Here is a 12,175-nt window from a genome sequence, read left to right as displayed (position 1 = left end):
GGCGACCACGCGCATCGGCGGGAGCGACTGGAACCCGAACCCTTCAGGCACCGCAACGCCTCCTCACCCACGCGGTCGCTGCCGCGTGCGGCCCGTTGACCGGGCTACTCCATACTGTATGCTGAATGAGTTGTCGACACAAGAACAGGAGAGTGATGTGCGAATCGCTGTTCTTGGTGCCGGCGCCATCGGCGCGTACGTGGGTGCAGCCCTACACCGTGCCGGAGCGCAGGTTCATCTCATCGCCCGCGGTGCGCATCTATCGGCCATCCGCGAAGCCGGGGTTCGGGTGCTCTCCGACCGCGGCGACTTCCATGCCCGCCCACACGCAACCGATGACCCGGCCGAGGTCGGCCCGGTGGACCACATCTTCCTTGGCCTCAAGGCGAACTCGTACGCCGCCGCGGGCCGGATGATCGAGCCGCTGTTACACGAGCGCACCACCATCATCGCTGCGCAGAACGGGATTCCGTGGTGGTACTTCCACGGTCTGCCCGGCCCTTTCCACAACCACCGGATCAACAGCGTGGACCCCGACGGCGCGGTCAGCGCCGCACTCCCGGTCCAGCGGGCCATCGGCTGCGTGGTCTACGCGGCCACCGAGATCGAGGCTCCCGGCGTCATCCGCCACCTGGAGGGCACCCGCTTCTCCATCGGCGAGCCGGACCAGTCGATCTCCGCCCGCTGCCTGGACTTCTCCACGGCCATGATCGAAGGTGGGCTCAAGTGTCCGGTGGAAGCCGATCTCCGCAAGGACATCTGGCTCAAGCTGATGGGCAACATCGCGTTCAACCCGATCTCCGCGCTGACCCGTTCCACCATGGCCGCCATCTGCAAGCACCGCAGTACCAGGGAACTGGTGGTGTCGATGATGCGGGAGACCCTGGAGGTCGCGCGACGGCTGGGGTCCCACCCCGAGATCTCCATCGAACGACGGCTGGCCGGGGCCGAACGTGCCGGTGAGCACAAGACGTCCACGCTCCAGGACCTGGAGAAGGGCAAACCCCTGGAACTGGACGTGATCCTGGCGGCGGTGGTCGAACTGGCCGCGCTGACCGGCGCCGAGGTGCCCACGCTCAAGGCGATCCACGCGGTGGCCGATCTGCTCAACGATTCGGTCACCCGGCTGCCCACCGCGGTCGCTTCTTAACGGCCTGCTCCGCCAGGCCCTCTCCCTCCCTCCTGCCTGACCTCCCGGGGGCAGCTCATGGATTCCCGTTCTCGTGACACCGCACCGTCCACTGAGGAACGTGCGGCGATCGATGTCGTGCTGGCCCCGTCGTCCTCCGGTCGGAGTGACGGCGGGCTCCCCGCCAGTCCGCACGACCTGCTGTTGCCCGCCCTGCACGCGCTCAACGACCGGGTGGGCTGGATCAGCGAGGCGGCACTGGACTACCTGTCCCGCCGGCTCACCCTCTCGGCGGCCGAGGTCTTCGGCGTCGCTTCCTCGTGCGCCCTGTTCTCGCTGCGGCCCCGGCCGCGCCGGGTGCTGCACGTGTGCGCCGGACCCGCTTGCCGCGCAACGGGATCCACCACCCTGTGCCGGACCCTGGAACGTCGCCTGGGTCCGGCCGACCGCCCCGCGGGCGGGGTGATCTGGCAGCGTTCGCCCTGCCTCGGCCTGTGCGAACGCGCCCCGGCCGCCCTGATCCTGGAGGCGGGCGAGCCACCGCGCACCGCCGTCTCCGCACCATCCACTGTGGACGCCACGATTTCCGCCGCGCTGGACCTGCGCCGCGCCCGGCCGGAACCCCCGGCCGCGGCCGCCGCGCCCCAGTCCGGTGGCGAGAACCTGGTGCTGCTGCGCCGGATCGGCCAGGTCGACCCGGCCAGTCTGTCCGACTACCTCAACACCGGCGGCTACACCGCCCTGCACCACGCGCTGCGGATGGGCCCGGCGGAGATCCTGCGCCTGGTCCGGGAATCCGGTCTGCCCAGCCGGGACGGCGCGGGCGTGCCGGTCGCGCGGAGCTGGGAAGTGCTTGCCGGACAACAGGAAAGCCCGCACTACCTGGTGTGCGACGCCGACGAGAGCCACCCGGCCGCCTTCGCCGACCGGGTGCTCCTGGAGGGCGATCCGTTCGCGGTGGTGGAGGCGATGACCATCGCCGCCATCGCCACCGGCAGCCGCCACGGCTACCTGCACCTGCGCGGCGAGTACCCGCGCGCCCGCCAGGCGATCACCGAAGCGGTCGCCCAGGCCCGGGAGAAAGGGTTGCTGGGCCGCAACATCCTCGGCTCCGGTCACAGTTTCGACCTGGAGATCCGCCGCGGTGGCGGCGCCTATCCCGGCCGCCGCGGCGAGTCCCGTGGCATGCCGCCGTTCCCGGCCGAACCGGTGCTGGCGGGCAAACCGGTGATCGTGCACTCGGTGGAGACCCTGATCGCCGTCCCGCCGGTGATCACCGGGCTGCCCACGGGCTCCCGCCTGTACAGCGCCTCCGGCATCTTCCGCCGCCCCGGCGTGTACGAGTTGCCGCGCGGCACCACGCTGAGCCGCCTGCTGGCCGCGGCGGGCGGCGCGTTGACCGGCCGCACGCCCCGCGCCGCGCTGATCAACGGCACCCTCACCCGTCCGCTGCACCTGGATCGCCCGCTGCCCGCGGCCGGTCCGGGTTCGGTGGTGCTGCTGGATGAGGAGCGGGATCGCTGAGCCGGCGGGTCAGCCGCCGATGGCGCTCATCGGCCGGTCCGGCTGCGCGAATCCGGGCCGGTCGATCCCGTGTCCGGCGGGCTTGGCCCACATGGCCGCCCGCCACAGCCCGGCCAGTTCAGCGTCACTCGCGCCACCGCGCAGGGCGGCCCGCAGGTCGGTCTCGGTGTGCGCGAACAGACAGGATCGCACCTGCCCGTCCGCGGTGAGCCGGGTCCGCGCGCAGTCCGCGCAGAACGGCCGGGTGACCGAGCCGATCACGCCCACGGTCGCCGGTCCCCCGTCGACCAGCCACCGCTCGGCTGGCGCCGAGCCGCGCTCCCCCGGCTCCGGCGTCAACTCGAACTCCCGTCGCAGCATCGCCAGGATTTCCGCCGCGGACACCATCGCGTCCCGGTCCCACCCGTGCTGCGGATCCAGGGGCATCTGCTCGATGAACCGCAACTGGTACCCGGCCGCCAGGCAGAACCGCAGCAACGGCGCCGCCTCATCCTCATTGATCCCACGCAACAACACCGCGTTCACCTTGACCGGTCCCAGCCCGGCGCGCCGCGCCGCCCGCAACCCGGCCAGTACCTGATCAAGCCGATCCCGCCGGGTGATCCGCAGGAATCGCGGCGCCCGCAACGTGTCCAGGGAGACGTTCACCCGGTCCAACCCCGCCGCGGCCAGTGCGTCAGCAGCGCGCACCAGTCCAATCCCATTGGTGGTCAACGCGATCCGCGGCCGAGGTTCCAGTGCAGCCACGCCACGCACGATGTCGGCCAGATCCCGCCGCAGCAACGGTTCGCCACCGGTGAACCGCACATCCCGGACACCCAGCTCACGCACCGCGATGCCGATCAACCGGACGAACTCCGCGCCAGTCAACAAATCCGGCTTCGCCAGCCAGTCCAGACCCTGCTCGGGCATACAGTAGGTGCAGCGCAGATTGCACCGGTCGAGCAGCGAGACCCGCAGGTCCGTCGCCACCCGGCCGAACGAGTCCAGCAGCCCAAGACCGGTCATCTGCATATTGTATGCCAAAAAGCGGGAACCTAGTCGTCGGTACTACGCCGATCCCGCTTCAACGCGCCCCGCTGATGCTTGGCCGTCAGCCGCCGCTCCCGGGCTCCCCGGCTCGGCTTGGTCGCCCGCCGCGGCGGCGCGGGCGGCAACACCGCGTCCCGCAACAGGCTGGCCAGGCGTTCCCGCGCGGCCTTGCGATTGGCCAGCTGCGTCCGATACTCCGAAGCCGCGATCGTCACCACGCCGTCGATCAGCCGAGGCGCCAGCCGCGCCAGCGCCCGCCGCCGCACATGCTCGGCCAGCACCCGGGACCCGGCGACGTCAAAGGACAACTCCACCCGGCTGTCCGCCGTGTTGACCCCCTGTCCACCAGGCCCGGAGGACCTGGAGAACCGTTCACTCAGCTCCGCGCCGGGGATCACCAGCGCGGCGTTAACCCGCAGGTCCTCGGCCATACCCCAAGAATGCCCCACCACCCCCACCCACACCAACCACATTCCCCCACCCCGAGTGTTGGCCGAAATAGACGGCGTGTTGGCCGTTGTCGTACGCCGAGTTGGCCGTTACGGACCGATCCCCGCCAACTTGGGCCAACCCGCCGTCCCACTTGGGCCAACCCGACGTCCCACTTGGCCCAAGTCGGCGTCCCACTTGGGCCAACGACCCGTACCACTTCGGCCAACTCGGCGTACCAGATCGGCCAACACTCGGTGTGGGGGTGGGGTAGACCTCGGCTGTCCGGGTGGGGCCGAGTGGACTGGATCGATCCAAATGGCGGCCGTCTGCCGCCAGACCTCCGATGACCTCTTGCCGCCGCCCACCCTCGGCGGTAGATCCTGGGGCGCACCCGCCGCGTCGAGGAGGCATTCTGATGTCCGCACCCGGTCGGCGACGTTCCGCCATCGTCGTCCTGTTTTCCGTTCTCGCTCTGCTCGGCCTGGGCGTGACCCCGGCCACCGCGGAGGTACAGCACCCCCGCCAGGACTGGTTGCGAGCCTCCACCGCGGGGCTGTTCCTGCACTGGGGCATGCGCACCTCGCCCGGCTACACCAGCTGCTCCGCCTGGGAGAACGCGATCACCTCCGGCGGCTGGAGCCCGGACTACTGGATCACCGAGGCGCAGAAGCTGCACGCGCAGTATCTGGTGCTGGCCTCCTTCCACAGCAGGCTGGGCTACAGCAAGGCCTGGCCGTCCAAGGTGCCCGGCAGCTGCTCCACCAAGCGGGACTTCGTCCGGGAACTCCTGGACGCGGCGAACAAGCGGGACATGAAGGTCATCATGTACATGACCGACGACCCGCAGTGGCACCAGGAAGGCCGGCCCAGTGGCAGTTGGCTGGACTCGGCGGCATATTCCAGGTACAAGGGCCGGAATGTCGACATCACCACCCGGGACGGGTTCGGCGAGTTCAGCTCGGACAGCATTGTCGAAGTGGCGCAACGGTATCCGGAGCTGTCCGGGTTCTGGATCGACAACGACAACGCCTACTGGGAGCGCACCGGCCTCTACGAGCGCATCCGCAAGGAGCGGCCGCATTTCCTGCTGAGCAACAACAACGAAGACACGCCGATCATGGACACCATCAGCAATGAGCAGAAGACCGGCATGTCACCGAACTACGACTACCCGCAGGCCGTCTACACCGCCGCGCCGCGCCTGATCGAGGCCTGCTTCAAGCTGCCCTCCGCGGGCGCCTGGTGGTACTCCGGCTCGGATTCGACCGTGGACTACAAGCTCACTATCGGCCGCTATCTGACCAACCTGGGCTCCGACGTCAAGGCGCTGATGGCCGAGACCGCCATGGTGAACGGGAAATTCCCGTCGAAACAGGTGGCGTTCAACAACTTCGCCGCGAACTTCTTCGGCGAGATCCGGGAGTCGATCTACGGCGTGCACGGCGGCGGGTACGGGCACGGCGGGCTCAAGCCGGGCTTCTGGAACGACGGCGCGCACGGGGTCACCACGGTGGCTAAGGCCGATCCGAACCGGCACTACATCCACGTGCTCAACCGCCCATCCGGCAGCACGCTTCGCCTGCGGGACAACGGGTACCAGGTGGCCAAGGTGACCAACCTGCGCACCGGGAACCCGGTGTCCTTCAGCCAGGCCAACGGTTCGCTGACGCTGACCGGGGTGACCGGCTGGAACGAGTACGACACCGTGTTCCGGGTGGACACCGACGGCCGGGCCGGGGTCTACCCGTCCTCGGCCTTCACCGTGTCCGCCTCCGCCTCGGCCTCGGGGCACGCCGCGGCCGCGGTCAACGACGGCAACCACGCCACCTACTGGGACAGCAACAAGTCCACCCCGGTCTCGTTGCGCTTCGACCTCGGTTCGGCCAAGCCGGTGCGCTACCTGGCGGTGAACCAGCGGGAGGATTCGGTGAGCTATGCCCGCTCCGGCACCGAGCAGTCCGCGCGGATCAAGGACTACCGGGTCTACGTGAGCGACGACGGCGGCAACTGGGGTTCGCCGGTGGCCTCCGGTCAGCTGGCCAGCCACCGCGGCGTGTCCTTTGTGGACATCCCGCAGACCACCGCCCGGCATGTCCGCCTGGAGGTGGTCAGCACCTGGGCCGCCGCCAGTGACGGCACCCGGCACAAGCGGCTGCGGGTGGACGAGGCCTGGCTGGGTTCGGCGTTCGTGTCCTGACCCTGCGCGATCATCCGGGCACCGGCGGTGCGCACGGCTTTGGCCACTCGGCTGAGTTTTCCTGGCCGAAAGTCCGAGCCATCCGCGCCGCCGGTGCCGCATGGTGGAGGGCGTGGGGAAACGAACTCGGGACATCCTGCTGCTGACCTGCTGTGTTGCCGCGATCGGCGCGGCGGGCCTGTACATCCACGGCATCATGACCGGGCTGAGCGGCGCGCCGATCCGCCAGGGCGAGGCCAACGCCGAACGGACCGGTCAGACCACCGAGGGCAAGGTGGAGATCCGGCTGACCGAAACGTTGCGGGTCGGTGAGGCCCAGCACGCCCAGGTGGTGCCCAGCGGCACCGTGCTGCAGGTCGACGCCAAGCTGCTACCGGCCGGTGACGGCGCGTTGCGCTGCAAGCTCGGCGTGCAGGCCGGGGCCAAGGACACGCCGCGGGTGTCGGTGAACAGCTGCGCGGCGAACGCGGTCAGCCAGCGGGTCGACTAGACCAGCGGATCGGCAGCCGCTTCACCCCGTTCTGGAAGTTGGACCGCAGCCGGGTCACCGGACCGTTCGGTTCGACCTCGCCGAGCTGGTCGAAGACCGCGGTGAACATGGCCCGCAGTTGCACTCGCGCGAGGTGCGCGCCCAGGCAGAAGTGCGGGCCGTGGCCGAAGCCGAGGTGATCGTTGGGCTGGCGGGCCGGGTCGAAGCGGTCCGGGTCGGAGAAGGCGCGTTCGTCCCGGTTGGCCGAGCTGAACCACACCACCACCTTGTCCCCGGCGGCGATGTCCACACCGCCGAGCCGGGTGTCCACTGTGGCCGTTCGCCGGAAGTGCATCACCGGCGTCCACCAGCGCAGCATCTCCTCCACCATGCCCGGCAGCAGCGACCGATCGGCCAGCACCCGGCGATAGTCGTCCACAGTGGACATGAGCGAGATGAGTCCGCCGGGGATGCCGTTGCGCAGGGTTTCGTTGCCCGCCACCGAGAACAGCCAGAACAGGTTCTCGAACTCCTCGATGCTCACGGCCTCGCCTTGCCGCATCAGGTTGCTCATCACGTCCTCGCCGGGATGGGCCCGCTTGTGCTCGCCGAGGGCCCGCGCGTAGGCGTAGAGGTCCGGCATCCCGGCCCTGGTCCGCGGATCCGGCACCCGGCCGTGTTCATCGGGCGCCGGTCGCAAGGCCAGCGCGGCCTGGGCCATCGGGCTGGAGCCGCTGCCGTCGACCTGGCTGCTCACCGCGTATTCGGGGTCCTGGTAGCCGATGGCCCGGTTGCTCCAGTCGAACATCAGCCAGCGGTCCTCGCGTGGCACCCCGAACACCTCGGCCAGGGTGAGCAGTGGCAGGTCGGCGGCGACCTCCTTGGCGAAATCGCATTCGCCGCGCCCGGCCACGGCGGCGACCAGGTCGTGTGCCCACTGCTGGATGCGGTCCTCCAGGCGGGCGATGGTGCGCGGGGTGAACGCCTTGGCGAGGAGGGTGCGTAGCCGGGCGTGTTCGGGCGGGTCCAGGTTGAGCATCATCCGCCGCACGTAGGCCAAGTCGGCGGGGGTGGCGGGATCGCGGATCTGGGTGGCGCCCAGTTGCGAGGAGTAGATCTTCGGGGTGCGCAGCACCTCCTTGACCTCGGCGTGCCGCAACACCGCCCAGAAACCAGGTCCGGCGTTCCAGGTGTCCACCGCGGGTTCGGGCATCCACACCACGGCCGCCCGCTCGCGCAACTCGGCCAGCTCGGCGTGCGGCACCCCGGTCAGGTAGGTGTCCGGGTTGAAGATCACCTCGGTCGCGTCTGCCACGGATGGATTCTTACCCCGTCCCGGCCCGTTACGGCAGGATCATCGCCATGGGAGACACTTCGGCGCCGGGTTTCCGGCAGGGCGGTCCCGAGGACGGCCCGCTGCTGGTCCTGCTGCACGGCCTCGGCGCGACCGGCGCGGTCTGGGACGGTCTGATCGAGCTGCTGCCCGCGCACTGGCCGGGCGGCTGGCTGGCCCCTGACCTGCGAGGACACGGGGCAGCGCCACCGCTGTCGCGGTACTCCTTCGGCGGCCTGGCCGCCAGGATCGCCGCCCACCTGCCCACCGGCCGCCCGATCGCCGTGCTGGGTCACTCCCTGGGCGGGGTGCTGGCGCTGACCCTGGCCTCCGGCTGGTTCGGCGTCCAGGTGACCGCCGCGGCCGGGCTGGGCATCAAGGTGCGCTGGACCGAGGAAGAGCTGGCCAAGGCCGCCGCGCTGGCGGACAAGCCCGCCCGCGAGTTCGCTACCCGCGCCGAGGCCGCCGACCGGCACCTCAAGGTCTCCGGACTGCTTGGCCTGGTCGCCGAGGACTCCGCCGCGGTCAGCACCGGCCTGGTCCAATCCGACGGTTCCTGGCGGCTGGCCCTGGACCAGCGGGCCTTCGGCGTCGGCGCGCCCGACTTGCCCGGTCTGCTCGCCGCGGCCAAGTGCCCGACCGTGCTGGCCGCCGGCGAGCACGATCCGATGAGCCCGGCCGAGCACCTCAGAGCCCTGGTGATCGAGCCGCTGATGCTGCCGGGCCGGGGTCACAACGCGCATGTGGAGGCCCCGGAGTCACTGCTGCCGGTGCTGGATCGACTGCGGATCTAGCCGGTCAGGAATCGAGAAGCGAAGCCCGGCGGCCGGTCCTATCGTTGCCGGCATGACGACGAAGTTGCAGGTGAGCGCCATCATGCTGGGTGTGCGGGACATGGACCGGGCGAAGAAGTTCTACGCCGAGGGGCTGGGCGGGGAGGTCGAGCAGGACTTCGGCGGATTCGTCAAGATCGCCCTGGGTGCGGGGTCCCCGGCGCTGGCGCTCTACGAGTGGGCGGCCGCGGCCCAGGACGCCGGTGTCTCCGCCGAGGGCTCCGGGTTCCGGGGTTCCTCGTTCCACTTCCTCGCCGGCTCGCGGGAGGTGGTGGACGAGATCATGCAGGCCGCGGCGGCCGCGGGCGGCACCGTGGTCAGCGCGGCGGTGGCGGCCGGCTGGGGTGGCTACTCCGGCTACTTCGCCGACCCCGACGGCTACCTGTGGAAGATCGCCACCGCGTCCTAAACGTGCATGCGGAAGTCGTAGTGCGCTGGCAGCGGGGTGTCCGGGCAGGCCTGGGCCCACAGGTGGTCCAGGCTGATCTCGCCCTCCCGCAGGTCCGGCACCTCGATCCCGGCGCGCAGTAGTTCGGCCGCCCGTTCCGGTTGCCCGGCCGCCAGGTGCGCCTGCACCCGCAGCAACTGCAACCGGCCGTGCCCGGCCACTGACGGCGGCAACCCGGCCAGCACTTCCAGGGCCAGGCAGGGATCACCGGCCTGGAGCAGGATGGCCACGGTCTCCACCGCGAGCTGCCACACCTCCGGCGCGGCCGCCAGGGCCTGCCGGAGCAGCCGGGCCGCGGCGGTCAGGTCCTGTTGTTCCGCGGCCACCAAAGCCAAGGCGCGCAAGGCCCACGGCGAGGAGTTCAGCGCGAGGGAGCGGCGATAGTGGTCGGCCGCCTCGTCCAGGGCGCCCGCGCCGTGGGCCAGCACGCCGCGGTGGTAGGCGGTGGCCCAGTGTTCCGGCGCGGCGGCCAGGCGCGCCGACCAGTCCGCACCGTCCACATAAGACAGTGGTGGCAGCGCGGGATCGGGTTCGGGTAGTTCGCCGGTGCGCAGCAGGTGCAGCCAGGGGACCTGGTCCGGACCGAGGGTGTCCTCGGCGAACGGGGTCGACTCCGGTGGCAGCGGGTTCTCCTTGGCCAGCGCCCGGCGGTGGCGTTCCACCGCGCCCCAGCCACTTCCGGCGGACAGCGACGCGACCGGGGGCAGTGTGGCGGTCACCTCGGTGTACTCGTGCAGGGCCGCGTGCAGGCAGGCGGCCGGGCTGGTCTGGTCCAGGGCGCGGGTCACCTCGGCCACCGCGGCCGGCCAGTCACCGTGCACGAGCGCCGGATCGGTCCTGAGTGGACCGTAGGTCTCCACCCAGGTCCAGTCCGCGCCCGCGGGCATCGGCAGGTGCTCGTACTGGGTGCGGGCCAGTCCGGCCTGGATCTCGCAGTACGGCCCGGTGTCCGGACCGCCCAGCCACTCCTGCCAGTGCCGCCCGCCGACGGATTCACCCCAGCAGAACAGCTTCCGCCCACGCAACCGCCCGGTGGAGGCCTGGGCCAGGCCGTAGCCGGTCTCGTCCAGGGCGGCGATCCACGGGCGGCCGTCCAGGTCCTCGGGCAGGTCGTGGAAGAAGTCGGCCGCGTCCGGGATCCCGGCCGGATAGGTGGTTTCCAGCTCACGGTGCACCGGAACGTCCACTCTGGACAGTTTGCCGCTGTAGTGCGTGCGGAAGGCACTGGTGGACGGGGCCAGCACCCGGGTGCGCGAGGTCTCGGCGACCGCGGTGTTGGACCACCAGTACAGCGGCACCTCACGCGGCTGTGGGTTGTGCACCCGCACTCCCACGTGCAGCACCGGCGAGTCCTCGGCCAGCCAGGCGTCCACCTGGAACACCAGGCCGCGCAACCGTTCCCACTCCCACAACCGCAACGCGGGCACCCCGCCGGGGCCGCGCACCTGGGCGGCGTGCAGTGGCGCGCAGGTGAACGGGCTGTGCCCGCGGGTGCCGATGTTCCACTCCACGCCACCGGCGAACCAGGCGTTGCGCAGGGCCAGGTTGGCCGGTTGCAGCAGGGTCGGCACGTGCAGCAGCTCGCGGGCGGCGACCAGGTCGGTCAGCGACCACAACCGGCCGCCCAGCGCGGGCACGAACACCGCCCGCAGCAGACCGTTGTCCAGCACCACCGTGTCCACAGTGGACTCCTCCGGCGCACGCCGGTAGTCGTCCTGGGTCAGGTAGGGCAGCATGCTGCGGACATGGCCGTAGCGCGCGGCCGCGGCCAGGTCCGCTGGCACCTCGGACAGGTCCACCGCACCGGCGCCGTCGGGCAGCCCGGCCAGTGGCGGCAACGGATTCTCCGGGCCGACCGCCGACATCGGCAGCGTCAGGCTGCCCCGCTGGATGGATGTCATTTGACCGCCCCCACGGTGAGGCCCTCGATGATCCGCCTGCCCAGCCACACATACACCGCCACCATCGGCAGCACCAGGATGCTCACCCCGGCGAACAGCGTGCCGTAGTCCAGGCCCGCGTACTGCTGCGTCTGCAGGAAACCCAGCAGCGACAACGACAACGTGTTCTTACTGGTGTTCTGGATGAACACCAGCGCGATGAAGGTCTCGTTCCACAGCCCGATCACGTTGAGCATCAACGCGGTCAGCAGCCCGTTGCGCGCCAGCGGCAACACGATCCGCACGAACGTGCGCACCGATCCCGCGCCGTCGATGGCCGCGGCCTCCTCGATCTCATCGGGCAGCGAGGCGAAGAACCCGGTCAGCAGGAACACGGTGAACGGCACCGACAGCGCCACGTAGAGCACGAACAGGCCGAACAGGCTGTTGATCAGCCCCAGCTCCTGCATGAGCACGTACAGCGGGATCACGATGACCTGCACCGGAATCCCGATGCCGATCGCGAAGAACACCGCGGTCGTGCTGGAGATCCGGCTGCGGGTCTTGGCCAGCACGTAGGAGGCCGGCGCGCACACCGCGACCACCACCACCGAGGCCGTGGCCACCACGATGATCGTGTTGAGCGCGGCCTGGCCGAAGTTGCTGTCCACCCAGGCGCGGACGAAGTTGCCGAACTCGCCGAAGGTGTCCAGGCCCCAGGGCTGCCGGAAGATCGAGGTGTGCTCGCGCAGCGCGGCCAGCAGCATCCACAGCAGCACGCCGATGTTGAAGGCCACCAGCAGCCACGCCAGGGCGAGCCCGACGGCGCGCGCCGGCTGCCGTTCCCGGCGGAGCTTCGGCACGGCCTCCTCGGCCGGAGTCATGGTCGATGTCATGG

The 12,175-nt window shown here is 70.4% G+C and carries 11 protein-coding genes; 6 read left to right on the top strand and 5 right to left on the bottom strand.

Annotated features, from left to right (window positions below):
* Positions 1-157: 157 nt before the first annotated feature.
* Both ACTOWY_RS19985 and ACTOWY_RS19980 read left to right on the top strand, forming a co-directional pair.
* Complete coding sequence (locus ACTOWY_RS19985; protein WP_441311153.1) at positions 158-1,150, top strand: 2-dehydropantoate 2-reductase; 993 nt, start codon at positions 158-160, stop codon at positions 1,148-1,150.
* A 57-nt stretch (positions 1,151-1,207) separates the two neighbouring features.
* A complete protein-coding gene (locus tag ACTOWY_RS19980; protein ID WP_441311152.1) occupies positions 1,208-2,653 on the top strand; it encodes an NAD(P)H-dependent oxidoreductase subunit E in 1,446 nt (481 codons plus the stop codon).
* A 9-nt stretch (positions 2,654-2,662) separates the two neighbouring features.
* Here ACTOWY_RS19980 and moaA read toward each other — a convergent pair whose 3' ends face one another.
* The gene (gene moaA, locus ACTOWY_RS19975) at positions 2,663-3,661 is read right to left on the bottom strand and encodes a GTP 3',8-cyclase MoaA (protein WP_441311151.1); all 999 of its coding nucleotides are present in this window, start codon (positions 3,659-3,661) and stop codon (positions 2,663-2,665) included.
* 29 nt (positions 3,662-3,690) lie between these two features.
* Positions 3,691-4,116: an alternative ribosome rescue aminoacyl-tRNA hydrolase ArfB gene (gene arfB, locus ACTOWY_RS19970; protein ID WP_441311150.1), complete on the bottom strand. Its 426-nt coding sequence runs from the start codon at positions 4,114-4,116 to the stop codon at positions 3,691-3,693.
* 416 nt (positions 4,117-4,532) lie between these two features.
* Here arfB and ACTOWY_RS19965 point away from each other — a divergent pair, with 416 nt between their 5' ends.
* On the top strand, positions 4,533-6,314 hold the full coding sequence (locus ACTOWY_RS19965; protein ID WP_441311149.1) for a discoidin domain-containing protein: 1,782 nt from the start codon (positions 4,533-4,535) through the stop codon (positions 6,312-6,314).
* 112 nt (positions 6,315-6,426) lie between these two features.
* Positions 6,427-6,804: a hypothetical protein gene (locus ACTOWY_RS19960; RefSeq protein WP_441311148.1), complete on the top strand. Its 378-nt coding sequence runs from the start codon at positions 6,427-6,429 to the stop codon at positions 6,802-6,804.
* Here ACTOWY_RS19960 and ACTOWY_RS19955 read toward each other — a convergent pair.
* A complete protein-coding gene (locus tag ACTOWY_RS19955) occupies positions 6,785-8,098 on the bottom strand; it encodes a cytochrome P450 (protein WP_441311147.1) in 1,314 nt (437 codons plus the stop codon). The two genes, ACTOWY_RS19960 and ACTOWY_RS19955, sit on opposite strands and share 20 nt — an antisense overlap.
* A 47-nt stretch (positions 8,099-8,145) precedes the next feature.
* On the opposite strand from ACTOWY_RS19955, the gene ACTOWY_RS19950 reads away from it, so the two are divergent.
* Entirely contained in the window at positions 8,146-8,910 is a 765-nt protein-coding gene (locus ACTOWY_RS19950; protein ID WP_441311146.1) for an alpha/beta fold hydrolase, read from the top strand.
* Between the two features lie 52 nt (positions 8,911-8,962).
* Positions 8,963-9,358 carry a VOC family protein gene (locus tag ACTOWY_RS19945; protein ID WP_441311145.1) on the top strand — a complete coding sequence of 132 codons (396 nt, stop codon included), beginning with the start codon at positions 8,963-8,965 and terminating at the stop codon, positions 9,356-9,358.
* Here the strand turns inward: ACTOWY_RS19945 and ACTOWY_RS19940 are convergent.
* Together ACTOWY_RS19940 and ACTOWY_RS19935 are read right to left on the bottom strand one after the other, a co-directional pair.
* On the bottom strand, positions 9,355-11,298 hold the full coding sequence (locus tag ACTOWY_RS19940) for a DUF5107 domain-containing protein (protein WP_441311144.1): 1,944 nt from the start codon (positions 11,296-11,298) through the stop codon (positions 9,355-9,357). The genes ACTOWY_RS19945 and ACTOWY_RS19940 overlap by 4 nt on opposite strands.
* A complete protein-coding gene (locus tag ACTOWY_RS19935; RefSeq protein ID WP_441311143.1) occupies positions 11,295-12,173 on the bottom strand; it encodes a carbohydrate ABC transporter permease in 879 nt (292 codons plus the stop codon). Before ACTOWY_RS19935 ends, ACTOWY_RS19940 begins: the two co-directional genes overlap by 4 nt.
* Positions 12,174-12,175 lie beyond the last annotated feature (2 nt).

Source organism: Crossiella sp. CA198 (assembly GCF_052078295.1).
Lineage (GTDB): Bacteria > Actinomycetota > Actinomycetes > Mycobacteriales > Pseudonocardiaceae > Crossiella.
Note: the sequence above shows the minus strand (reverse complement) of the source record. Positions and strands in the feature narration are given on the sequence as shown.

Excerpts from the sequence above, each read along its gene's own strand:
- ACTOWY_RS19980 (WP_441311152.1), top strand. The coding sequence starts at position 1,208 with ATGGATTCCCGTTCTCGTGACACCGCACCGTCCACTGAGGAACGTGCG.
- moaA (WP_441311151.1), bottom strand. The coding sequence starts at position 3,661 with ATGACCGGTCTTGGGCTGCTGGACTCGTTCGGCCGGGTGGCGACGGAC.
- arfB (WP_441311150.1), bottom strand. The coding sequence starts at position 4,116 with ATGGCCGAGGACCTGCGGGTTAACGCCGCGCTGGTGATCCCCGGCGCG.
- ACTOWY_RS19965 (WP_441311149.1), top strand. The coding sequence starts at position 4,533 with ATGTCCGCACCCGGTCGGCGACGTTCCGCCATCGTCGTCCTGTTTTCC.
- ACTOWY_RS19950 (WP_441311146.1), top strand. The coding sequence starts at position 8,146 with ATGGGAGACACTTCGGCGCCGGGTTTCCGGCAGGGCGGTCCCGAGGAC.
- ACTOWY_RS19945 (WP_441311145.1), top strand. The coding sequence starts at position 8,963 with ATGACGACGAAGTTGCAGGTGAGCGCCATCATGCTGGGTGTGCGGGAC.
- ACTOWY_RS19940 (WP_441311144.1), bottom strand. The coding sequence starts at position 11,298 with ATGACATCCATCCAGCGGGGCAGCCTGACGCTGCCGATGTCGGCGGTC.
- ACTOWY_RS19935 (WP_441311143.1), bottom strand. The coding sequence starts at position 12,173 with ATGACATCGACCATGACTCCGGCCGAGGAGGCCGTGCCGAAGCTCCGC.